We start from the raw sequence: 23,469 nt of genomic DNA, 5'->3' as shown, positions 1-23,469 counted from the left end.
TCGCGAGCAGGCTCGCTCCCACAGAAAAACGACATCACGGGGTACGGTTACGCCGCGTCTCGATGATGTTCGGCAACTGCGAAATCCGCCCCAGCAAGCGCCCCAGCGCATCCAGCCCGGGAATCTCGATGGTCAGCGACATCAACGCAGTGTTGTCTTCCTTGTTCGAGCGGGTGTTGACCGCCAGCACGTTGATCCGCTCGTTGAGCAGCACCTGCGAGACGTCCCGCAGCAGACCGGAACGGTCGTAGGCGCGGATGACGATGTCCACCGGATAGGTGAGCACCGGCACCGGGCCCCAGCTGACCTGGATGATCCGCTCCGGCTCGCGCCCGGCCAGTTGCAGCACCGAGGCGCAGTCCTGCCGGTGAATGCTCACGCCACGACCCTGAGTGATGTAGCCGACGATCGCGTCGCCCGGCAGCGGCTGGCAGCAGCCAGCCATCTGCGTCATCAGATTGCCGACGCCCTGGATCTGGATGTCGCCGCGCTTGCCCGGCTTGTAACCGGTAGCTTTGCGCGGGATCAACTCCAGCTGTTCGTTGCCACGCTCCGGCTCGACCAATTGCTGCGCCAGGTTGACCAGTTGCGCCAGACGCAGGTCGCCGGCACCGAGGGCGGCGAACATGTCTTCGGCGGTTTTCATGTTGGCCTTTTCGGCCAGCTTGTCGAAATCCACCGCCGGCAGACCGAGGCGATTGAGTTCGCGCTCGATCAGGGTTTTACCGGCCGCGACGTTCTGGTCACGGGCCTGCAACTTGAACCAGTGAACGATTTTCGCCCGCGCCCGCGAGGTGGTGACGTAGCCCAGGTTCGGGTTCAGCCAGTCGCGGCTCGGCGTACCGTGCTTGCTGGTGATGATCTCGACCTGTTCACCGGTCTGCAGGCTGTAGTTGAGCGGCACGATCCGCCCGTTGATCTTCGCGCCACGGCAGTTGTGCCCGATTTCGGTGTGCACGCGATAGGCGAAGTCCAGCGGCGTCGCGCCCTTCGGCAAGTCGATGGCATGACCGTCCGGGGTGAAGATGTAGACCCGGTCCGGTTCGATATCGACCCGCAGCTGTTCGGCCAGACCACCGATGTCGCCCAGCTCTTCGTGCCATTCGAGCACCTGCCGCAGCCAGGAGATTTTCTCTTCGTAGTGGTTCGAGCCGGATTTGACGTCGGTGCCCTTGTAGCGCCAGTGCGCGCAGACGCCGAGCTCGGCCTCTTCGTGCATCGAGTGCGTACGAATCTGCACTTCGAGAACCTTGCCTTCCGGGCCGATTACCGCGGTGTGCAGCGAGCGGTAGCCGTTCTCTTTCGGGTTGGCGATGTAGTCGTCGAATTCCTTCGGGATGTGCCGCCACAGGGTGTGGACGATGCCGAGCGCGGTGTAGCAGTCGCGCATTTCCGGCACCAGCACGCGCACGGCGCGCACGTCGTAGATCTGGCTGAATTCCAGACCCTTGCGCTGCATTTTGCGCCAGATCGAATAGATGTGTTTGGCCCGGCCGCTGATATCGGCGTCGACGCCGGTGGCCTGCAATTCGTCCTTGAGCTGGGTCATCACATCGCTGATGAACCGCTCACGGTCCAGCCGTCGCTCGTGGAGCAGCTTGGCGATCTGTTTGTATTGATCGGGTTCCAGGTACCGGAAGGACAAGTCCTCCAGTTCCCACTTGATATGACCGATGCCGAGTCGATGCGCGAGCGGCGCATAGATGTCGAAGACTTCCCGGGCGACGCGGTTGCGCTTCTCGTCGTCAGCGGTTTTCACCGCGCGAATGGCGCAGGTACGTTCGGCCAGTTTGATCAGCGCGACACGAACGTCGTCGACCATCGCCACCAGCATCTTGCGCAGGTTTTCCACCTGGCCTTGGGTGCCCATCACCATCGACTGGCGCGGGCTGAGGCTGGCACTGATCGCCGCCATGCGCTGCACGCCGTCGATCAGTTTGGCCACGACGGGACCGAAGCGCTGGCTGACCGCCGCGAGCTCGATCTGGCCCTCGCGAACACCGCGATAAAGCACCGCCGCGACCAGCGAATCCTGATCGAGTTTGAGATCGGCGAGGATCTCGGCGATCTCCAGTCCCGTGCTGAAACTGCCGGAGCCTTCGGCCCACAGATTCTTCTTGGCATTGGACTGCTGTTCGGCCTCGCGAGCGAACTCGCAGGCTTCTTTCAAGGCTTCGCGATCCAGTGCCATGTCGACACTGACCGCGTGATCGAGCCAAGCCTCGAGATTGATACTGCCGTCAGTGTTGATCGGCTGGTGTGCTCTCACCTGTACCATGCTGCTTTACCTTCCCTACGACGCAGATTCAATGCGTCAAATCGCTGACCCTCAACGCCCGTATGCGCTCGCAGGGCTAAAGCGAGCGCCGCCCGGACAGGTCAGACGGATTCAGACGAGCCATCCTGGCTCGCTTCAAATAACGCCATGGCCTCGACATGTGCCGTCTGAGGAAACATATCGAGAATCCCGGCACGTTTTAACCGGTAGCCCTGCTTGATCAATTCGACCGTATCGCGCGCCAGAGTTGCAGGGTTGCACGATACATACACCAACCGTTTGGCACCCAGGGTCGCGAGCTTGCGCACCACCTCGAAAGCACCGTCACGCGGTGGGTCCAAGAGTACCGCAGAAAAGCCGTTTCCGATCCACTGAGCATCGGTCAAAGGCTGGGATAAATCGGCTTGAAAAAACTTTGTGTTATGCAAATTGTTGCTAGCAGCGTTCGCAGCGGCACGGTCGACCATGGTCTGCACGCCCTCCACCGCCACCACTTCACGCACGCTTTTGGCCAGCGGCAAGGCGAAGTTGCCCAGACCGCAGAACAGGTCGAGTACGCGCTCGTCACCGGTCGGCTTCAGCCAGTCCAGCGCCTGCGCGACCATGGCCTCATTGACCCCGGCGTTGACCTGAATGAAATCCCCCGGGCGCCAGGCCAGATCCAGATCCCACTGCTCCAGGCGATAACCCAGCGACTGCGTGGCATCCACCGGTTGCGGCTCGCCGTCGCCATGCAGCCACAGTTGCGCTTCATGGAACTGGCAGAATTCCTTGAGGATCGTCAGGTCGGCTTCAGACAACGGCGCCATGTGTCGCAACAACACCGCCAGCGAAGAACCACTGAACAACTCGACGTGCCCCAGCGCTTGCGGTTTGCTCAAACGACGGAGCATCTCCGGCAAACGGGTCATGATCGGTTGCAAGGGCTGTACCAGCACCGGGCATTCGTTGATGGCGACGATGTCCTGACTGCCGGCAGCGCGGAAACCGACTTCAAGCTGCTTGGCTTTCATGTCCCAGCGCACGGCGATCCGCGCGCGGCGGCGATAGCCGAATTCCGGGCCAGTCAACGGCGCAGCCCATTCGTCAGGCGCGACCCCGGCAACCTTCGACAGCTGCTCGGCGAGCATGCGCTGTTTCAGGGCAAGCTGTTCGGTGTGGGGCAAATGCTGCACGCTGCACCCGCCGCAGCGGCCGGCATGCTGACAGGCTGCCGGGCGACGCAATTCGCTGGCCTTGAACACGCGCTCGGTGCGCGCTTCGACCACTTTGCCGCGGGCGCCAAGCACCCGCGCCTCGACCTCTTCACCGGCGAGGGCGCCGAGGACGAACCAGGTTTTGCCTTCGAAAAACGCGATGCCGCGACCGTCATTGGCCAGGCGCTCGATGTTCAAGCGCTGTTTTTTGCCGGTCGGAATTTGCGCGGCCTTGCTGCCGCCGGTGGGCTGGAAGCGCAGGCCTCTCTCGTGCTTGGCCATCAGTTGGCCGCGTCGAAAATGCCGGTCGACAGATAACGGTCGCCACGGTCGCAAATGATCGCGACGATCACCGCGTTTTCAACTTCTTTGGACAGGCGCAGCATCGCTGCCACCGCACCGCCCGAGGACACGCCACAGAAGATGCCTTCTTCGCGGGCCAGACGCCGGGTGACGTCCTCGGCTTCGCTTTGCGCCATGTCGACAATACGGTCGACGCGGTCGGCCTGATAGATCTTCGGCAGGTATTCCTGCGGCCAGCGACGGATGCCGGGAATGGCCGAGCCTTCCATCGGTTGCAGCCCGATGATCTGCACGCTGTCGCTCTGCTCTTTCAAGTAGCGCGAGACGCCCATGATGGTGCCGGTGGTGCCCATCGAACTGACGAAATGGGTGATGGTGCCCTGGGTCTGACGCCAGATTTCCGGGCCGGTGGTGGTGTAATGCGCTTCCGGATTATCGCCGTTGGCGAACTGATCGAGCACCTTGCCACGGCCTTCGGCTTCCATCCGCTGGGCGAGATCGCGAGCGCCTTCCATGCCCTCTTCCTGACTGACCAGAATCAGCTCGGCACCGTAAGCGGTCATCGCCGCTTTACGTTCGGCACTGGAGTTGTCCGGCATGATCAGGATCATCTTGTAACCCTTGATCGCGGCGGCCATGGCCAGCGCAATCCCGGTGTTGCCCGAGGTCGCTTCGATCAGCGTGTCACCGGCGTGGATCTGCCCGCGCAGTTCGGCACGGGTGATCATCGACAGCGCCGGACGGTCCTTGACCGAGCCCGCCGGGTTGTTCCCTTCGAGCTTGAGCAATAGGGTGTTGCTGGTGGCACCGGGCAGGCGCTGCAAACGCACCAGCGGAGTGTTGCCGACGCAATCGGCGATGGTTGGGTACTGCAGGGTCATGGCGTATTCGCAATCCAGACGTGCGGGGGCGCCTATCATACCGGCAAACGTTCGCAGGCCATATCACGCAAAGTGCGGTGCTTATGGTTTCTGGGAATAAGCAGATGGCTCAGCCTTCCTCTTCTCCTGCGACATTCATGGCATAGAACTCGTGCAATTTGGCTTGCAGCAATTGTTTGTCTGGCAACTGCACCTGATATTCCGCGATCAGTGCCGCAGACAAACTGCGATTGAGGGCATATTCGACTACCTCGTCCTCCTTGCTGGCGCAAAGCAATACGCCGATGGCCGGATTCTCGTGAGGCTTGCGAACGCCGCGATCCAGCGCTTCAAGATAGAAATTCAGCTTGCCCAGATATTCAGGTTCAAAACGTCCGACCTTGAGCTCGATGGCGACAAGACAGTTGAGCCCACGATGGAAGAACAGCAGATCAAGGGCGAAATCACGACCGCCAACTTGTACCGGATACTTCGAGCCGACGAAGCAGAAATCGCGCCCCAACTCGATCAGAAACTCCTTCAGTCGCCCCAGCAAACCTTGGTGCAGATCGGTCTCGGCGTGTACGCCGGGCAGGTCGAGAAATTCGACCATGTAGGCGTCACGGAAGATCTCGAGTGCGGCGGGATGAGTCTGTTTGAGGACAGCAGAAGCCTTTGCGGGCTGGGTGATGCTGCGTTCGAAGAGCGCAGCCTTGAGTTGGCGTTCGAGTTCGCGCTTTGACCACTTTTCCTGAATCGCCATGCGCAGATAGAACTCGCGTTCCTCCGGGTGTCTGCTTTGACTTAAAATGATCATGTTATGAGTCCAAGGCAATTGTCTCACCAGTGGTGAGACAATTGAGTCGCCCCGGTATGTATCGTAGAACTGGCGCATGCGAAACAGGTTTGGCCGGGTAAACCCGCGCAAACCCGGCTGTGTCTCAGCCAGATGTTTAGCTAACTGACTGATAACCGAATCGCCCCACTCAGCCATCTCCATCTTGCGGCTGATGTACCCCCCCACCTGCCAGTACAACTCGATCAACTGCGTATTTACTGCCTGCACGGCTTGCTGTCTGGCGTTCTGAATCAGCGCCAGTACTTCATTGAAACGGTTATCGGAGGCATTGCCGGGGATGTCGGTTGCAGTCATGACCAGTTCCTTGAGGACGAGCGGAGCCCCGAGAGTAAACGGTCAAGGACGGGTTAAAACGTCGATAAACTCCTTTAGGAAAGGTCGTACAAAAATACGCGAACCCTCCCGCACGGGCTGACAGCGGTGAAGCGAAATTCCCCATCGCGAGCAGGCTCACTCCTACAGGAGATCTGCGTTGTTCACACGTTCGGTGGCGAAACGAGTTCCAGTGTAGGAGCGAGCCTGCTCGCGATAGCATCAGTCGATGCGACATCATCGTCAGCCACCAGGCGCAAATTCAAGCGCAACCCCGCCCCACCATTCTCCGCCCACACCATCCCACCCTGACGCTGCACCGCATTCCTCGCAATGCTCAGCCCCAGCCCAAAACCGCCGTCCCCCGGGCGCGAGCCGTCGAGGCGGGTGAAGGGTGAGAAGATCCGTTGCAGATCGCCCTCGGCCACCCCGCCGCCCTGATCCTCCAGCCACAAATGCCAGTAATCGCCGTCACGCCGTCCATCGAGGCGCACGATGCCGCCCTCGGGCGAATGCCGAATAGCGTTGCGCAGAATGTTCTCCAGCGCCTGCGCCAAAGTATTGAGGTTGCCGCGCACCCAGCACGACGCCGGCACCGCGCACTGCAATTGCAGGCTCGGCCAGCCGCTTTCATAACAGGCATTGTCGGTGAGCATTTCCCACAAGGCCTGAATCTGGATCGCCTCGTCCGGCAGCGGCGCACGCTCGGTGTCGAGCCACGCCAGTTGCAGGGTGTCTTCGACCAGTCGTTGCATGCCGTCGACTTCACGGCTGATGCGCTCGCGCAGTTGCCGTAGATCCTGCTCGCTTTCACTGGCCACCCGCAGCCGGCTCAGCGGCGTGCGCAGTTCATGGGACAGGTCGCGCAGCAATTGCTGTTGCAGGGCGACGGTGGATTGCAGGCGTTCGGACATTGAATCGAAGGCCCGCGCCAGTTCACCGAGTTCGTCCGGGCGCTGGGTAATGCCGCTCGACAGACGCACATTCAATTGGTCGGCACGCCACGCATTGGCCTGCTTGCGTAGATTGTTCAGCGGCACCACCAGCAAGCGATACAGACCGACACACAGCAGCAAGGTGAACAATCCCGGAATCACCCCGTTGGTGATCACCCGCCAGAACACCCGGTATTTCCCCGGCAGGAAGCGCTCGGGCAACTCAATCACCAGACTGCCGGCGGACGGATTCTGCGGAAACGGTACGCGCAGCCATGGCCGGCCTTGTTTGTGGATCGGCCAGTCGAGGCCGCGTAAAAAGGTCAGGTGCTGGATTTCCTGTTCATTCAGCGGATCGCTGCTCAACGACTGCAGATTGCGGTCGATCACCCCGACCCAGGCGGCCTCACGCAGCTCCATGCTCTGCAACCAGTTATCGACCCCGTCGCGCTCACCACGCTGCCACGCCCGCTCGGCTTCGCTGGCATAACGGCTCAGAGTGCCGCGCGCCTCGTCGGAGAGATACTGGTTGCGCTCTTCCATGTAGCGGCCCCAGGACCAGCTCAGCCAGATCATCAACAGACAGAACGCTACCAGCAGACACGCCAGTTTCCAGAACAGCGAATGCCGCCCCGGCAGGTCAGAGATTTTCATCGGTGGCACTCAGCACATAACCCTTGCCCCACACCGTGCGCACTTCCCGTTCGGCGTAACCGATGGCCTTGAGTTTGCGGCGGATCTGGCTGATGTGCATGTCGAGGCTGCGGTCGTGGGCCGCGTAGCCGCGTTGCAGCACATGCTGATAAAGGAAGGCCTTGCTCAGCACTTCTTCGTCGTTGCGATTGAGGGTTTCCAGCAGACGGTATTCGCTGCGGGTCAGGCCGGCAGCATGCTGGTTATAGAAGACTTCGCACTGTTCGTCGTCGAAACGCAGCGCGCCGTGGATCGTAGCCGGGGCAATCGCTGCCGGACGTCGATCCAGCGCCACCCGGCGCAGGATCGCTTCGATCCGCACATGCAGCTCGGCCATGCTGAACGGCTTGGGCAGATAATCATCGGCGCCCAGGCGAAAACCGCTGATGCGATCGGCCTCGGCGCCCAGCGCCGACATCAGCAGCACCGGCGTCGAATGGCTCTGGCGCAACTGCGTCAGCACCTTCAGGCCGTCGAGCCCCGGCAGCAGAATGTCCATCAGCACCACGTCGAACGGCTGGTGACGCGCAATGTTCAGCCCTTCCTGACCGTTCTGGCACCAGGTCACCGCAAAGCCGCTGCGGCCCAGATGCTCGTGAACATAGGCGCCCAGCACCGGGTCGTCCTCAATGGCGAGAATGCGTGGCAGGTCGGTGGAAACAGGAGTCATGAGTATCTGCTAATAATTCTCAGTTGGCCGATTATTCAAGATTGCCCGCCATCGGGCAACCCAAGCTTGACCGGCCGGACAAACGCGCCAGGCCGCGCCGACCAATGGCGACATGATTTTTCCGAAGATTGCCCGCCTGCAAATCGCTACACTGCGCCAATGTCGCGTGCCGGACGCACGTGCGAGTCAACAGTTCAGCGGGATGCAGGAGATGGGTGTGCTCAAGAAACTGGGAATCAAAGGTCGCGTGTTGTTGCTGACCCTGTTGCCCACCAGCCTGATGGCGTTGGTGCTCGGTGGCTATTTCACCTGGATGCAACAGTCCGATTTGCAGACCCAATTGATGCAGCGCGGTGAAATGATCGCCGAACAACTGGCGCCGCTGGTGGCGCCCGCCATGGGCCATGGCAACACCGATCTGCTCGAACGCATCGCCACCCAGTCCCTCGAACAGCCTGACGTGCGCGCCGTCACCTTCCTCGCCCCCGACCGCACACCGCTGGCGCACGCCGGCCCGACCATGCTCAATCAGGCGCCCAGCGGTGACAGTGCACAACTGCAACGGCGCAGCGGCAATGACGCCACCCGTTACCTGATGCCGGTGTTCGGCAAGCATCGCAACCTCGCTGGTGATCTGATCCCCGAAGAATCCGACCGTCTGCTCGGCTGGGTCGAACTGGAGCTGTCGCACAACGGCATGCTGCTGCGCGGTTATCGCAGCCTGTTTGCCAGCCTGCTGCTGATTGCCGCCGGTCTGGCGGGCGCGGCCCTGCTCGCGTTGCGCATGGGCCGCACCATCAACCGCCCGCTGAGCCAGATCAAACAGGCAGTTGCCCAGCTCAAGGACGGTCATCTGGAAACCCGCCTGCCACCGCTCGGCAGTCAGGAACTGGACGAGCTCGCCTCGGGCATCAACCGCATGGCCGGCACCTTGCAGAACGCTCGCGAAGAACTGCAGCACAGCGTCGATCAGGCCACCGAAGACGTGCGGCAGAATCTGGAAACCATCGAGATCCAGAACATCGAACTGGACCTGGCGCGCAAAGAAGCACTGGAGGCGAGCCGGATCAAATCCGAGTTCCTCGCCAACATGAGCCATGAGATCCGCACGCCGCTCAACGGCATTCTCGGTTTCACGCATCTGTTGCAGAAAAGCGAACTGACCCCGCGCCAGCTCGACTATCTGGGCACCATCGAAAAGTCCGCTGACAGCCTGCTGGGGATCATCAACGAGATTCTCGATTTCTCGAAGATCGAGGCCGGCAAACTGGTGCTCGACCATATCCCGTTCAACCTTCGCGACCTGTTGCAGGACACCCTGACCATCCTGGCGCCGGCAGCCCACGCCAAGCAATTGGAGCTGGTGAGTCTGGTTTATCGCGACACGCCGCTGTCGCTGGTCGGCGACCCGCTGCGCCTCAAGCAGATCCTCACCAACCTGGTCAGCAACGCGATCAAGTTCACCCGCGAAGGCACCATCGTCGCCCGCGCCATGCTTGAAGAAGAACACGAAGACAGCGTGCAGTTGCGCATCAGCATTCAGGACACCGGCATCGGCCTGTCGAGTCAGGACGTGCGCGCGTTGTTCCAGGCCTTCAGTCAGGCCGACAACTCGCTGTCGCGCCAACCCGGCGGTACCGGTCTGGGTCTGGTGATCTCCAAGCGTCTGATCGAACAGATGGGTGGCGAAATCGGCGTCGACAGCACCCCGGGCGAAGGCTCGGAATTCTGGATCAGCCTGAGCCTGCCGAAAACCCGCGACGACAGCGAAGACCTGCCGGGCCCGCCACTGCTCGGGCGTCGCGTGGCGGTGCTGGAAAATCACGAACTGGCGCGTCAGGCCCTGCAGCATCAACTGGAAGACTGCGGCCTCGACGTCACGCCGTTCAATACGCTGGAGAGCCTGACCAACGGCGTCACTGGCGCGCACCAGACCGATCAGGCGATCGACCTTGCGGTGCTCGGCATCACCAGCAACGACATGCTCCCGGAGCGCTTGAACCAGCACATCTGGGATCTCGAACACCTCGGTTGCAAAGTGCTGGTGCTGTGCCCGACCACCGAACAGACGCTGTTCCATCTCTCGGTGCCCAACCCGCACAGCCAGCTGCAGGCCAAACCAGCCTGCACGCGCAAACTGCGTCGGGCGTTGGCCGATCTGGCCAATCCACGCCAGCCGCGTAACGAGCCGGGTGAGCCGCTGTCGAGCCGTGCACCGAAAGTGCTGTGCGTCGACGACAACCCGGCCAACCTGTTGCTGGTGCAGACTCTGCTCGAAGACATGGGCGCCAAGGTTCTGGCCGTGGAAAGCGGCTACGCAGCAGTCAAAGCGGTGCAGAGCGAGTCCTTCGATCTGGTGCTGATGGACGTACAGATGCCGGGTATGGACGGACGCCAGACCACCGAAACCATTCGCCAGTGGGAAAGCGAACGGCATAGCACACCGCTGCCGATCGTCGCCCTCACCGCCCACGCCATGGCCAACGAAAAACGCGCCTTGCTGCAAAGCGGCATGGATGACTATCTGACCAAGCCGATCAGCGAGCGGCAACTGGCGCAAGTGGTGCTGAAGTGGACCGGTCTGGCCTTGCGCAATCAAGGAACGGAACGGGCCAGCGACAGCGCGGCGGGTGGCAATGAGTTGCCGGTGCTCGACCACGAAGAAGGCTTGCGTCTGGCCGCCGGCAAGGCCGATCTGGCAGCCGACATGCTGGCCATGTTGCTCGCCTCGCTGGAGGCTGACCGCGAAGCCATTCGTGCCGCCAGTGAAGCCCGGGATCAGAACGCACTGATCGAGCGCGTGCATCGCCTGCACGGTGCGACCCGATATTGTGGCGTGCCGCAGTTACGCGCGGCCTGTCAGCGCAGTGAAACCCTGCTCAAACAGGGCGATCCGAAGGCAGTGGTGGCGCTGGAAGAACTGGAGCGGGCGATCAATCGACTCGCGACGCAAGCCAGGATCAGCGCCTGATCCACGGCAATGCCGGCAGCGGCATCCGCCGTTAAAGTGGTGGCCGTCAACGCTGACTCGCCACCCCGTTCCAGGAGGAATTCATGCGCACGCTCGTTTTCAGCAGCCAGACCTATGACCGCGACAGCTTCCTCGGCGCCGAATGCCCGGCCGGGATAGAACTGCACTTTCAGCCGGCCCGGCTCAGTCTCGACACCGCCGCCCTGGCCGAGCAGCACGAGGTGGTCTGCGCCTTCATCAATGACGACCTCAGTGCGCCGGTGCTGGAGCGCCTCGCCGCCGGTGGCACACGGCTGATCGCCCTGCGCTCGGCGGGCTACAACCATGTTGATCTGCTCGCGGCAAAACGCCTCGGGCTGGCGGTGGTGCGGGTCCCGGCCTACTCGCCGCATGCGGTGGCCGAACACGCGGTGGCGCTGATTCTGGCACTCAACCGACGCCTGCACCGCGCCTACAACCGCACCCGCGAAGGCGATTTCACGCTGCACGGCCTGACCGGTTTCGATCTGGTGGGCAAAACCGTGGGGATTGTCGGCACCGGGCAGATCGGCGCGACGTTCGCGAAAATCATGCACGGTTTCGGTTGCCAATTGCTGGCCTACGACCCGTACCCAAACCCTGAGGTCGTGGCGCTGGGCGCACGTTACCTGAGCCTGCCGGAGCTGCTCGCGCAGTCGCGGATCATCAGCCTGCACTGCCCGCTCAATACCCAAAGCAAACACTTGATCAACCGCGAGTCACTGGCACACCTGCAACCGGGGGCGATGTTGATCAACACCGGACGCGGCGGCCTGGTCGACACGCCGGCGCTGATCGACGCCTTGAAGGACGGCCAACTGGGCTATCTGGGACTGGATGTGTATGAAGAAGAGGCGCAGCTGTTTTTCGAGGATCGCAGCGACTTGCCGTTGCAGGACGACGTATTGGCGCGGCTGCTGACCTTCCCGAACGTGATCATCACCGCGCATCAGGCGTTTCTGACCCATGAAGCGCTGGGCGCGATTGCCGCGACCACCCTGCACAACATCGCGACCTGGGCCGCAGGCGCGCCGCAGAACCAGGTCGAAGGTTGAAGGCTTGCCGGTTTACTTCGGCGACAGCGACGAGGCCAGGATCAGCAACGCCAGCCAGCCAAAACCGAAAAAGCGCTGCTTCATCGAATGACCGTTACGCAGCAGGAACCAGACGAAGACCATCGGTAGCAGGAACACCATGATCTTCAACCAGCCTTCCACCGGCCGCGAACCGTCGGCGTTGGGCTGAAGTTGAGGTGCGGGTTCCGGTTGCCGACGGCGGCGACCGACCGCCGCCGGTGAAACGCGCGGCGCGGGCTCAGGGGCTGCTGGCGGGATAAACGCCTCGGGCACGGATTTGTTGCGCGGCAGGCTGCCAAATGAAATCGTCGCGGCGGCGGCTTGCGCCGGTGTGTGCTCGTGCTGCTGCGCCATCGGAGCACCACAATGAATGCACGCCTTTGCTTCCGAGCTGATGCTCCGCTTGCATTCATAACATTCGATCAGCGCCATGTTCCGTTCCCTCAGAGTGAAGGGCGGCAGTTTGCCATGAGCGCCGGACGATTTGAACCGGATCGAAGGTCGCACGTGTACGCCATCCTGCAATCCAGCCCGTGCTAGCATGTCGCGCAGATTTGGAGGACCCATGGTCGAACACGATTTCCGCTACACCCTGATGAACCCGCAACACACCCTCACCGAATGCCGCGCCCTCGTACCGGGCCGCTATCAGGTCACCGGCAACGGTGGCTCGATCCGCAACGGTGACGTCCTGTTGGTCACCCTCAAAGGCAGCAAGGATTTGTCCATGCGCCTGACCGTCGACACCGTGCGCCACCTGATCAATCCGCCGGGCCAATGGACCGCGATGACCACCGGCCCGGTATTCGGCGAACTGGCGATCCACACCTGGCAGGTCAACTGCGACAGCTGCGCCAAAGAGCTGAACTTCGAGTTCGCGGTGGACGCCAAGCTGGGCAAGACCGCCGAGAAACCGGCCGCCACGGCGCGCATCGCCGAGCTGGGCTGGAAAGCCGTCGGCGACAAGCACCTGTGCCCGAAATGCCAGGAGCCTGCGTGATGAAACGCCTTGCCCTGCCGCTGCTGGTCGGTGCCGCTCTGGTGGGCTGCGCCGCAGAGCCTGTGCAATTGCAGCAGAACCGCAGCTACATTCTGGAGTGGATCGGCGAGCGGCCATTGATGGATTACAGCCATCTGACCGTGACCCTTGGTGACGATGGCCGCGCATATGGCAACGGCGGTTGCAACCACTGGTTCGCGCCGTACACCCTCGACGGCGACAAGCTGAGCTTCGGCCCGATCGGCAAGACCCGCAAACTCTGCGCGCCGGCGCTGATGGAGCAGGAACAACGCTTCCTGCAGGCGCTGCAAGGCGTTGAGCGCTGGGACATCTCGCCGATCGAGCAGATGCGCTTCTGGCCGGCCGAAGGCAAGCCGTTGCGTTGGTGGCTGGAAGAGGGTTAACCCCCTCCTGCTGCTGAGACTACCCTGTGGCGAGGGGATTTATCCCCGATGGGTCGCGGAGCGACCCCCTTCGGAGGTTGAGGATAAACCGGGTTTTCGGGTTTCAGGGCTGCTGCGCAGCCCATCGGGGCGGTGCGACGTTTCGCTAAATCCCCTCACCACAAAACCTCACTTGCCCTACTTGGTAGCCTGCAACGCCTCCAGCTTGGCCATCACCCCCGCCGCCGTCTGCTCGCCCATCAACTGCTCACGCACCTTTCCCTTGTTGTCGATGATGTAAGTCACCGGCAAGGCCTCACTGCGCGGCAGGTCGAACAGGTCCGCCGGATCCTGCGCCAGCACGGTGAATTTGATGCCCAGTTTCTCGCTGGCGCTCTTCAGGTCTTCACCCTGGACGTTGTCGAAGTTGACCCCGAACACACCCACGTTCTTGCTCTTGAGTTCGTCAGCCAAATGATTGAGCTCCGGAATTTCCGTGCGGCACGGGCCGCACCATTCGGCCCAGTAATTGATGACTACCCATTGCTTGTCCAGACGTTCGGACGCGACCTTCTGACCATTCTGGTCAATGCCGTAGTCATTGCCGCAGCCCCCCAGCATCAACGCCCCGATTATCGTCAATGCCGCTGCCAATCGCCGTGTCATGTCATGTTCCCTGGTCAAAAATTGAAGGCGCCTGCGACCCATCGCCTCTGAAGGTTCTGGATTGCGCGCTGCACAGTTAGAATAGCCGCCACTTTACGCCAGAAGCGACCCGCCATGACCGATCTGACGCTTTATCACAATCCGCGCTGCTCGAAATCCCGCGGCGCGCTGGAACTACTTGAGGCCCGTGGCCTGACCCCGAACGTGGTGCGTTACCTCGAAACCCCGCTGAATGCGGTGCAAATCAAGGCACTGCTCGGCAAGCTCAGGATCAGCGCGCGTCAGTTGCTGCGCAGCGGAGAAGATGAATACAAAATGCTTCAGCTGGCTGACGAAAGCCTCAGCGAAGCGCAATTGATCGACGCCATCGCCCAGCATCCAAAACTGATGGAACGACCGATTCTCGAAGTCGGCGACAAGGCTGTGATCGGTCGTCCGCCGGAAAATGTGCTGGAGCTGCTGCCGTGAGCGCGCCGTACATTCTGGTTCTGTATTACAGCCGCAACGGCTCGACCAACGAGATGGCCCGGCAGATCGCCCGCGGTGTCGAACAGGCCGGTCTCGAAGCGCGCCTGCGTACCGTACCGGCGATTTCCAGCGAGTGTGAGGCGGTCGCCCCGGACATCCCGGAAGACGGTGCGCTCTACGCCACCCTCGATGACCTGAAGAACTGCGCCGGCCTCGCCCTTGGCAGCCCGACGCGTTTCGGCAACATGGCCGCACCGCTCAAGTACTTCCTCGACGGCACCAGCAACCTGTGGCTGACCGGCGCGCTGGTTGGCAAACCGGCCGGCGTGTTCACCTCCACCGCCAGCCTGCACGGCGGTCAGGAAACCACCCTGCTGTCGATGATGCTGCCGCTGTTGCACCACGGCATGCTGATCACCGGCCTGCCGTACAGCGAGTCGGCGCTGCTGGAAACCCAGGGCGGCGGTACGCCGTATGGCGCCAGTCATCATGCCGGGGCCGATGGCAAGAAAGGTCTGGATCAACACGAAATGGCGCTGTGTCGCGCACTCGGCGCACGCCTGGCCAAGACCGCGCAAAAACTGGAGGGCTAAGGGTGGCGAAGAAGCCGAAAGTCCTGCCCTCCGTCGAATGGCTCGAACCCCGCGTCAAGGCGATGCGGATCGTCAGCCTGTTGTGCTTCTTCGGCCTCGCCGGGCTGCTCGCCGCTTACTACCTGGTGTTCGCCGACCTGCACGGCGCCCGACCGTGGGTGATCCTGCTGGTCGAGCTGATCCCGTGGCTGATCCTTGCGCCGGGGATGCTGATGGGCAACGCGCGTGCGCACTCGTGGATGTGCTTTGTGGTGAATCTGTATTTCATCAAGGGCGCACTGGCAGCGTATGACCCGAACCGGCAACTGTTTGGCGTGCTGGAGATGGCCGCGAGCCTGGCGCTGTTCTGCTCGGCGCTGCTGTATGTGCGGTGGCGGTATCAGTTGAATCGCAAACTCGCGGGCGAAGGCGAGATCAGCGTCGCCTGATCTGACACCTTCGCGAGCAGGCTCGCTCCCACATTTGAAATGTATTCCCTCTGTGGGAGCGGGCTTGCTCGCGAATGGGGCGACGCGGTCTTAATGGTTGACGGTGTACGCGAGCATCATCGAAATCTGGCTCATCGGCCGCCCGCCACTCTGTTCATGCCACTGATTGAACGCGTTCTGCACAATCGCCAGATCGCGCAGACTGGTCGGCGCCTTGTCGACGATCTTCTGTGCATTCAGCGCGGCGACCACGTCATAGCTCGGCACGAAGGTGTCCTTGCCGACCATGCGCAGGAAGCGCGGCGCCGACAGTCCGCCCAACTGACTCCCGTGTTTTTTCAGGTAGGTCCACAGACCGACGATATCGGTCACTGGCCAGTCGGCAATCAGCGCGCCGAAACTGCCCTTGTCTTTCTCTACATCGAGGATGAACTGCGCATTGCGCGGCACGCTCTTGAGCTTGCCCAAGTGGCGGATGATCCGCGCGTCCTGCATCAGGCGTTCGAGGTGTTCGGCGCTCATCAGCACGACTTTTTCCGGGTCGAACTTGAAGAACACTTCTTCGAAGGCCGGCCACTTGGCGTCCACCAGGCTGTGCTTGAGGCCGGCGCGGAACACGCGCAGGGCCATGGTCGAGAGGTAACGATCGTCGCTGATCTTGCGCAATTGCGCGGCAGTTTTGGGAACGGGCAGATGGGCTTCCAGTTCAGCCGCCGAACCGAAGCGGTTCAGACAGTACTCGTGCAGCCACTTGTAATCGCGCATGCCCTCTCCTATTGAATAAAACGAAAAACCAATGTGGGAGCGGCCCCTGTGGTGAGGGGATTCATCCCCGATGGGCTGCGCAGCAGCCCCAGCTTTTCTGGGGGCGCTTCGCGCCCCATCGGGGATAAATCCCCTCACCACAGGGCTCACTCCCACAATGATTGTGCTTACAGATTGACGACGTTAACGAAGCGCGAAGCCGCCGTTTCGTCGATCTTCAGGCTGGTGAAGTCGAACAGGTTGCGGTCGGCCAGTTGCGACGGCACCACGTTCTGCAGACTGCGGAAGATGCTTTCAGTTCGGCCCGGAGTCTTGCGCTCCCAGTCCTGAAGCATTTCCTTGACCACCTGACGCTGCAGGTTTTCCTGCGAACCGCAGAGGTTGCACGGGATGATCGGGAATTCCTTGAAGTCCGAGTAGGCCTGGATGTCTTTCTCGTTGCAGTAGGCCAGCGGACGGATCACCACGTTGCGCCCGTCGTCGGCGCGCAGCTTGGGCGGCATCGCCTTGAGGGTGCCGTTGAAGAACATGTTGAGGAAGAACGTCTCGACGATGTCATCGCGGTGGTGACCGAGGGCCATTTTGGTCGCGCCGATTTCGTCAGCAAAGGTGTACAGCGTGCCGCGACGCAGGCGCGAGCACAGCGAGCAAGTGGTCTTGCCTTCCGGGATCAGTTCCTTGACCACCGAGTAGGTGTCCTTCTCGACGATGTGGTACTCGACGCCCAGCTCTTTCAGGTAGGCCGGCAGTACGTGCTCGGGGAAACCCGGCTGCTTCTGGTCCATGTTCACTGCGACGATCTCGAACTTGATCGGTGCAACCTTCTGCAGGTGCAGCAGCACGTCGAGCATGGTGTAGCTGTCCTTGCCCCCGGACAGGCAGACCATGACCTTGTCGCCGTCTTCGATCATGTTGAAATCGGCGACCGCTTCGCCGGCCAGGCGGCGCAGGCGCTTTTGCAGTTTGTTCTGGTTGACCGTAAGAGTGCCCATGACGCGAAATCCGTGAGGTGTGACGAAAGGCGGGCATTTTACGCAAAAACCCGGGGAGCGCGAAGGGCCGTGGGTCTGTCCCTTTCAACCGATCCCCTGTGGCGAGGGAGCTTGCTCCCGCTGAGGTGCGAAGCGCCTCCAAACCCGCAGCCGCTATTTTCCTGACACACCAAACTGGAAGGATTGGCGACTGCTGCGCAGCCGAGCGGGAGCAAGCTCCCTCGCCACAGAGGTGATCCGGCCTCAAATGTGCAAGACCCTGCCGCGATTACGCTCCGTGTTTACAGCGCAATTTGCTCTAAGCCCCTAGTCCCTGTGCGGTTAAGTCCTTTCTATACTGCGACATAAGGTCGCACACATCTGAAGACCTGAATTTGCTCGGCCACCTTTGGCCCTTAGGCGCTCCGTTGGGGGGCGATGGCAATAACAAGAGGAGTGACTGGCATGATCCATCACGTAGTGGGACTTTTTACCCACCCCGATCAGGAATGGAAGGAAATCCGTGGCGACCAAGAGGAAAGCATCAGCCACATGTACCTGACGCACACGCTGATCCTGGCGGCGATTCCGGCGGTTTCGGCGTTTATCGGCACCACTCAGGTCGGCTGGGTGATCGGCAATCGCGCACCGGTGATGCTCACCGTCGAAAGTGCGATCTGGATGACCGTGATGTCGTACCTGGCGATGCTCGGCGGGGTCGCGGTGATGGGCGCGTTCGTGCACTGGATGGCCCGCACCTATGACGCCAACCCGAGTCTGGCCCGTTGCGTGGCATTCGCCACCTACACCGCGACACCGTTGTTCGTCGGCGGGCTGGCGGCGCTGTATCCGCACATGTGGCTGGGGATGATCGTCGGCACGGCGGCTATCTGTTACACGGTTTATTTGCTTTACGTGGGGCTGCCGACGTTCATGAACATTCCGTCGGACGAAGGCTTCCTGTTTTCCAGCTCGGTGCTGGCGGTGGGTCTGGTGGTGCTGGTGGCCATCATGGCGTTCACCGTGATTGTCTGGGGCCTCGGCGTGGGGCCGGTGTATACCAACTGACAAGCTTCACCCCAGAGAAAAACAAGATCTGCCAATACAGGCCGCCGCAAGGCGGCCTTCTCGTTTGGCGGATGACCATTCGGCAGGTCAGCGATTCGCAAGTCAGGAACGTTGCGGCATACTCGACGCCTCTGGAGATCCATCAAGCATGCCCGAGCAACTCAATACCCGCGTCGAAGACTGTTACCAACTCGCTGAAGCCTTTTTCAAACGTCATTTCCAACGCCCCGTCGTCAGCCTCAAGCTGCGCGGGCAAAAAGCCGGTGTCGCGCATCTGCACGAGAACCTGCTGCGCTTCAATCCGCAGCTGTACCGGGAAAACACCGAACACTTCCTCAAGCAGACCGTGGCCCACGAAGTCGCGCACCTGATCGCCCATCAACTGTTCGGCGACCGTATCCAGCCGCACGGCGAGGAGTGGCAACTGATCATGCGCGGGGTTTACGAGCTGCCGCCGGATCGCTGCCACACCTACGCAATCAAACGCCGCAGCGTGACCCGCTACATCTACAAATGCCCGTGCGCCGACAGTGATTTTCCGTTTTCGGCGCAGCGTCATAGCCTGGTGCGCCAAGGGCGACGGTATTTATGCCGTAGATGCCGCAACACTTTGGTGTTCAGTGGTGAGATGCGGGTGGAATAGTCGTTTTTTGTATTGTCCCGACTGGCCCCATCGCGAGCAGGCTCACTCCTACAATTGAAAGCGTTCCACCTGTAGGAGTGAGCCTGCTCGCGATGAGGCCCAGCCAGACGCTAGAGAATTACCTTGGCCGCCCGCAATTGAGCAATCCGCTCAGCATCAAAGCCCAACTCCCCCAACACCTGCTCCGTATGCTGCCCCAACCCTGCGCCGACATGCCGCGGCGCCGGCAGCGCTTCGGAGAATTTCAGCGGACAGGCAATCTGCGCCTGGGTTGTACCGTCGCCACGCGGCACCTGGGTCACCAGCTCCCGCGCCTGCAACTGCGGATGTTGCACCGCCTCGCTCAGGTTCAAGACCGGTTCGACGCAGGCATCGACTCCGGCGAACAATTCACACAACTCGGCAAAGTCGTGCTTCTCGAATTCAACTTTCAGCGCATCCTTCAATAACCGCTGCTGCTCGGGCTTGGGTGACAAGCCCTGCGCCGCCAGCTCCGGCCGGCCCAGCGCTTGACACAGTTGCTGCATGAACCCCGGTTCAAGACTGCCCACCGACAACCAGCGCCCGTCGCGAGTGCGGTAGTAGTCGTAAAAGCTGCCGCCATTGAGCATCTGCTCTTCCCAGTGCGGCTCCTCGCCACAGGCCAGATAGCCAGCGCCAGCCATGGCGTTCAGGCTGAAGGCGCAATCAGTCATGCTCACATCCAGATGCGTGCCCTGCCCGGTCTGCTGCCGGGCGATGACCGCCGCCAGCAAGCCGATCACGCCATGCAGTGACCCGCCGGCCACATCCGCCACCTGCATGCCCAGCGGCAACGGCCCGCTGTCGGCGCGGCCGGTGTAACTGGAAAGACCGGCCAGGGCGAGGTAGTTGATGTCATGCCCGGCGCGATCCTTGTACGGCCCGGTCTGGCCATAGCCGGTGATCGACACGTAAATCAGCTTCGGGTTGATCGCTTTCAGCGCCTCATAACCCAGGCCCAGACGCTCCATCACACCGGGGCGGAACTGCTCGAGGACAATGTCGTATTCGCCCAGCAACTGCCTGACCACCTCCAGCGCTTCCGGCTGTTTGAGATCCAGCGCCAGGCTGCGCTTGTTGCGATTGAGGTAAGCGTGGCTGGCTGACACACCTTGATCATGCGGCGGCAGCACCCGCAGCAGATCCATGCGCGTCGGTGATTCAATGCGCAGCACTTCGGCGCCCATGTCCGCCAGCAACAGCGAGGCAAATGGCCCCGGCAGCAGGGTCGAGAAATCCAGAATCTTCAGTGAGGCCAGCGGCGCGGACATGGGCGAACTCCTTGGGCGATGCACTCAGCCTAGGCAGCGCTGCCGCGCACGGCAATCACCGGATGCATCAGCGGCAGTGACCGTAATGCTCAAATCGCAGGCAATAAAAAACCCCTGTAGCGAGGGGATTCATCCCCGATGGACTGCGCAGCAGTCCCCTTCTATCTAAGAAGGGGCCGCTTCGCGACCCATCGGGGATGAATCCCCTCACCACAAGGGCTCTCAGACTCCAGCATTACACTGGAGCCAATTCAGATTACTTGACGTTGCTCGGAGTAGCACCTTCAGCCACACCCAGGTCATCTTCCGGACGGGTATCCGCGATACCGCGACCACCCGACGCCAGCTCGGATTGCAGCACGTCGGTGTCCAGCTCTTTCACCCACTTGGCAACCACGATGGTCGCCACGGCGTTGCCGACCAGGTTGGTCAGGGCGCGGGCTTCGGACATGAAGCGGTCGATACCGAGGATCAGCGCCAGACCGGCCACCGGCAAGTGACCGACTGCCGACAGGGTGGCGGCCAGCACGATGAAGCCCGAACCGGTCACACCGGCGGCGCCTTTGGAGGACAGCAGCAACACCACCAGCAGGGTGATCTGATGGGTGATGTCCATGTGCGTGTCGGTGGCCTGAGCAATGAACACTGCAGCCATGGTCAGGTAGATCGCGGTACCGTCGAGGTTGAACGAATAACCGGTCGGGATCACCAGACCCACGACGGATTTCTTCGCGCCCAGACGCTCCATCTTGATCAGCATGCGTGGCAGTACCGATTCCGAAGACGAGGTACCGAGTACGATCAGCAGTTCTTCACGGATGTAGCGGATCATCTTCAGCACGCTGAAGCCGTGCATGCGGGCGATGGCACCCAGCACGATCAGGATGAAGGCCAGGCAGGTGATGTAGAAGCAGGCCATCAGTTGACCCAACTGCACCAGCGAACCGACACCGTAGGCACCGATGGTGAACGCCATCGCACCGAAGGCACCGATTGGCGCGAGCTTCATGATCATGTTGATGATGTTGAACATCACGTGGGCGAAGCGATCGATGAAGTCGAGGATCGGACGGCCATAGTCACCCAGGCGATGCAGGGCGAAACCGAAGATCACCGAGAACATCAGCACTTGCAGGATGTCACCGGTAGCGAACGCGCCGACGATGGTGGTCGGGATCACGTTGAGCAGGAAGCCGACTACGCTCTGGTCTGCACCTTGCTGCACGTAGGTCGCGACTTTCGAGGCGTCCAGGGTGCTGACGTCGATGTGCATGCCGTTGCCCGGCTGCACGATGTTGACCACGATCAGGCCCACCAGCAGGGCGATGGTAGAAACGATTTCGAAGTACAGGAGTGCATAACCGCCGGTCTTGCCGACCGACTTCATGCTTTGCATGCCAGCGATGCCGCTGACCACGGTGCAGAAGATGATCGGGGCGATGATCATTTTGATCAGCTTGATGAATCCGTCACCCAGTGGCTTTACCGCCACACCGAACTGCGGGTAGTAGTGACCAAGGGCAATACCGATGATGATCGCGACGATCACCTGGAAATACAGGGATTTGTACAGTGGCTGACGAGTCGTCATTGCAAGTGTCCTCAAGCGTCCCGCGGGCAACATCCATCTGTTGGGCGCAGAACCTGAATTGCGAACCCTCCTGCACTGGAGGGATTTGTTGTTGGAGCGGCGCTATTCCAGCGGAATAGACGCACACTTCTGTCGCTCTTATCGCAAACGCCGTGCCACTTTGGTGCAATTCGCTGCAAGCCTTTTGATATCAGGGGATGCAGGCTAATTTTTGTCACTGCCCGGTGACGCCAGTGTGGCGGATTTCCGCCAAGTCAGCGGATCTCGTCCTACAATTTGGCGGAAATCCGCCTTGTTGCCCTGCGCATGCCCCGGCTACCATCCGGCGCTTGAGGAAGGATCTGCCGCTTATGCGCGAACGTACCATCGCCAGTCATTTCGCCCGTGCCGCCCTCGGTGGCGCACGCCGTTCGGGGTTCGACTATGCGCCGCTGCTGCAGCAACTGGGGATCAGCCCCGAGTTGCTCGATGAACCTCGGGCGCGCATCGCCCCGGAGCAATTCACCCAGTTGATCCAGAGTCTGTGGCTGGCGCTGGATGACGAATACCTGGGTTTCGGCAATGCGCCAAGCAAGCCCGGCAGCTTCGCGATGATGTGCCACGCGCTGATCCACTGCCGCAATCTGGAGAAGGCACTGCAACGCGGTTTATTGTTTTATAGCCTATTCCCCGAGGCTCCGCGTCTGAGCCTGAGCCGCGAAGACGAATGGGTGCGCCTGAGCCTTGATGACTCGCAGTTATGGGACCCGGATCACTTTCTCAGCGAGAGCCTGCTGGTGATCTGGCATCGCCTCGGCAGTTGGCTGATCGGCCAGCGGATTCGTCTGGAGCAGGCCACCTTCAGTTATCCGAAACCGGCGCACGGTGCCGAGTACGACCTGCTGTTCCCTTGCCCGCTGGTGTTTTGCGCCCAGCAAAGCAGCCTGTTGTTCCACAGTCGCTATCTGTCGATGCCGCTGTTGCAGGACGAACGCACCCTCAAGCACTTTCTCGAACGCTCACCCGCCGACCTGCTATCGCGCCCGGACGACGGCGACAGCCTCAGCAGTCGCCTGCGCCGCTTGCTCAGCCGCGACAGTGCGCACTGGCCGGACCTCGAAGCGGTGGCCGCGCAGCTGCACATCAGCCCGCAAACCCTGCGTCGGCATCTGCGTGAGGAAGGCAGCAGTTTTCAGGAATTGAAGGATCAGTTGCGCCGCGACATCGCGATCTATCATCTGGGACGGGCGGATCTGTCGTTGCAACAGATTGCCGAGCAGTTGGGGTTTTCCGAACCGTCGGCGTTTCACCGGGCGTTCAAGAAATGGACCGGGCTGACGCCGGGGGCGTATCGGGCGCAGGAGCAGTAAGACCTGCGGTGAACTGACTGGCGCCTTCGCGAGCAGGCTCGCTCCCACATTGAACCCTCTGTGGGAGCGAGCCTGCTCGCG

22 protein-coding genes are annotated in these 23,469 nt (G+C 61.4%); 10 read left to right on the top strand and 12 right to left on the bottom strand.

Going from position 1 to position 23,469, the window contains the following annotated elements; translation table 11 throughout:
- Positions 1-34: 34 nt before the first annotated feature.
- The 6 genes from relA to QRN61_RS10715 form a co-directional block, all read right to left on the bottom strand.
- A complete protein-coding gene (gene relA / locus QRN61_RS10740; RefSeq protein ID WP_027612305.1) occupies positions 35-2,278 on the bottom strand; it encodes a GTP diphosphokinase in 2,244 nt (747 codons plus the stop codon).
- Between the two features lie 101 nt (positions 2,279-2,379).
- Entirely contained in the window at positions 2,380-3,756 is a 1,377-nt protein-coding gene (rlmD, locus tag QRN61_RS10735; protein WP_285373753.1) for a 23S rRNA (uracil(1939)-C(5))-methyltransferase RlmD, read from the bottom strand.
- Positions 3,756-4,658, bottom strand: coding sequence for a cysteine synthase CysM (gene cysM, locus QRN61_RS10730; RefSeq protein ID WP_041067515.1), 903 nt, complete (start codon positions 4,656-4,658; stop codon positions 3,756-3,758). The genes rlmD and cysM overlap by 1 nt, the downstream gene beginning before the upstream one ends.
- 109 nt (positions 4,659-4,767) lie before the next feature.
- Positions 4,768-5,790 carry a PDDEXK nuclease domain-containing protein gene (locus QRN61_RS10725; protein ID WP_285373752.1) on the bottom strand — a complete coding sequence of 341 codons (1,023 nt, stop codon included), beginning with the start codon at positions 5,788-5,790 and terminating at the stop codon, positions 4,768-4,770.
- A gap of 182 nt (positions 5,791-5,972) precedes the next feature.
- Entirely contained in the window at positions 5,973-7,397 is a 1,425-nt protein-coding gene (locus QRN61_RS10720; RefSeq protein WP_183784380.1) for a sensor histidine kinase, read from the bottom strand.
- On the bottom strand, positions 7,384-8,106 hold the full coding sequence (locus QRN61_RS10715; protein WP_285373751.1) for a response regulator transcription factor: 723 nt from the start codon (positions 8,104-8,106) through the stop codon (positions 7,384-7,386). The genes QRN61_RS10720 and QRN61_RS10715 overlap by 14 nt, the downstream gene beginning before the upstream one ends.
- A 217-nt stretch (positions 8,107-8,323) precedes the next feature.
- Between QRN61_RS10715 and QRN61_RS10710 the strand changes: the two genes are divergently transcribed.
- Positions 8,324-11,077 carry a response regulator gene (locus QRN61_RS10710; RefSeq protein ID WP_027612300.1) on the top strand — a complete coding sequence of 918 codons (2,754 nt, stop codon included), beginning with the start codon at positions 8,324-8,326 and terminating at the stop codon, positions 11,075-11,077.
- An 83-nt stretch (positions 11,078-11,160) separates the two neighbouring features.
- A complete protein-coding gene (locus QRN61_RS10705; protein WP_096796794.1) occupies positions 11,161-12,150 on the top strand; it encodes a 2-hydroxyacid dehydrogenase in 990 nt (329 codons plus the stop codon).
- 12 nt (positions 12,151-12,162) lie between these two features.
- Here QRN61_RS10705 and QRN61_RS10700 read toward each other — a convergent pair whose 3' ends face one another.
- Positions 12,163-12,603, bottom strand: coding sequence for a hypothetical protein (locus QRN61_RS10700; RefSeq protein ID WP_095137159.1), 441 nt, complete (start codon positions 12,601-12,603; stop codon positions 12,163-12,165).
- Between the two features lie 133 nt (positions 12,604-12,736).
- Here QRN61_RS10700 and QRN61_RS10695 point away from each other — a divergent pair, with 133 nt between their 5' ends.
- Together QRN61_RS10695 and QRN61_RS10690 are read left to right on the top strand one after the other, a co-directional pair.
- Positions 12,737-13,171, top strand: coding sequence for a hypothetical protein (locus QRN61_RS10695; protein ID WP_025112952.1), 435 nt, complete (start codon positions 12,737-12,739; stop codon positions 13,169-13,171).
- Complete coding sequence (locus QRN61_RS10690) at positions 13,171-13,575, top strand: META domain-containing protein (RefSeq protein WP_007968709.1); 405 nt, start codon at positions 13,171-13,173, stop codon at positions 13,573-13,575. The genes QRN61_RS10695 and QRN61_RS10690 overlap by 1 nt, the downstream gene beginning before the upstream one ends.
- Positions 13,576-13,752: 177 nt before the next feature.
- Here QRN61_RS10690 and QRN61_RS10685 read toward each other — a convergent pair whose 3' ends face one another.
- A complete protein-coding gene (locus tag QRN61_RS10685; protein ID WP_027612297.1) occupies positions 13,753-14,220 on the bottom strand; it encodes a TlpA disulfide reductase family protein in 468 nt (155 codons plus the stop codon).
- A gap of 114 nt (positions 14,221-14,334) precedes the next feature.
- Here QRN61_RS10685 and arsC point away from each other — a divergent pair, with 114 nt between their 5' ends.
- The 3 genes from arsC to QRN61_RS10670 are packed head-to-tail and all read left to right on the top strand — an operon-like array spanning position 14,335 to position 15,709.
- Positions 14,335-14,688, top strand: a complete 354-nt coding sequence (gene arsC / locus QRN61_RS10680) for an arsenate reductase (glutaredoxin) (protein ID WP_027612296.1) — start codon at positions 14,335-14,337, stop codon at positions 14,686-14,688.
- On the top strand, positions 14,685-15,281 hold the full coding sequence (wrbA, locus tag QRN61_RS10675) for an NAD(P)H:quinone oxidoreductase (RefSeq protein ID WP_115989123.1): 597 nt from the start codon (positions 14,685-14,687) through the stop codon (positions 15,279-15,281). Before arsC ends, wrbA begins: the two co-directional genes overlap by 4 nt.
- 2 nt (positions 15,282-15,283) lie before the next feature.
- Positions 15,284-15,709: a DUF2069 domain-containing protein gene (locus QRN61_RS10670; protein WP_135296356.1), complete on the top strand. Its 426-nt coding sequence runs from the start codon at positions 15,284-15,286 to the stop codon at positions 15,707-15,709.
- Positions 15,710-15,799: 90 nt separating this feature from the next.
- Here QRN61_RS10670 and QRN61_RS10665 read toward each other — a convergent pair whose 3' ends face one another.
- A complete protein-coding gene (locus tag QRN61_RS10665) occupies positions 15,800-16,474 on the bottom strand; it encodes a DNA-3-methyladenine glycosylase I (protein WP_285373750.1) in 675 nt (224 codons plus the stop codon).
- A gap of 167 nt (positions 16,475-16,641) precedes the next feature.
- Complete coding sequence (gene ttcA / locus QRN61_RS10660) at positions 16,642-17,466, bottom strand: tRNA 2-thiocytidine(32) synthetase TtcA (protein WP_041067551.1); 825 nt, start codon at positions 17,464-17,466, stop codon at positions 16,642-16,644.
- A gap of 444 nt (positions 17,467-17,910) precedes the next feature.
- Between ttcA and QRN61_RS10655 the strand changes: the two genes are divergently transcribed.
- Together QRN61_RS10655 and QRN61_RS10650 are read left to right on the top strand one after the other, a co-directional pair.
- Entirely contained in the window at positions 17,911-18,513 is a 603-nt protein-coding gene (locus QRN61_RS10655) for a Yip1 family protein (RefSeq protein WP_007917515.1), read from the top strand.
- A 148-nt stretch (positions 18,514-18,661) separates the two neighbouring features.
- The gene (locus tag QRN61_RS10650; protein WP_003227192.1) at positions 18,662-19,156 is read left to right on the top strand and encodes a SprT family zinc-dependent metalloprotease; all 495 of its coding nucleotides are present in this window, start codon (positions 18,662-18,664) and stop codon (positions 19,154-19,156) included.
- Positions 19,157-19,266: 110 nt separating this feature from the next.
- Here QRN61_RS10650 and QRN61_RS10645 read toward each other — a convergent pair whose 3' ends face one another.
- Both QRN61_RS10645 and QRN61_RS10640 read right to left on the bottom strand, forming a co-directional pair.
- Positions 19,267-20,448: a CaiB/BaiF CoA transferase family protein gene (locus QRN61_RS10645; RefSeq protein ID WP_285373749.1), complete on the bottom strand. Its 1,182-nt coding sequence runs from the start codon at positions 20,446-20,448 to the stop codon at positions 19,267-19,269.
- A gap of 256 nt (positions 20,449-20,704) precedes the next feature.
- A complete protein-coding gene (locus tag QRN61_RS10640) occupies positions 20,705-22,039 on the bottom strand; it encodes a dicarboxylate/amino acid:cation symporter (RefSeq protein ID WP_027612291.1) in 1,335 nt (444 codons plus the stop codon).
- Between the two features lie 350 nt (positions 22,040-22,389).
- On the opposite strand from QRN61_RS10640, the gene QRN61_RS10635 reads away from it, so the two are divergent.
- Entirely contained in the window at positions 22,390-23,388 is a 999-nt protein-coding gene (locus QRN61_RS10635) for an AraC family transcriptional regulator (protein WP_285373748.1), read from the top strand.
- Positions 23,389-23,469 lie beyond the last annotated feature (81 nt).

This window comes from Pseudomonas sp. lyk4-TYG-107, assembly GCF_030209055.1.
Taxonomy (GTDB): Bacteria; Pseudomonadota; Gammaproteobacteria; order Pseudomonadales; family Pseudomonadaceae; genus Aquipseudomonas; species Aquipseudomonas putida_A.
Note: the sequence above shows the minus strand (reverse complement) of the source record. Positions and strands in the feature narration are given on the sequence as shown.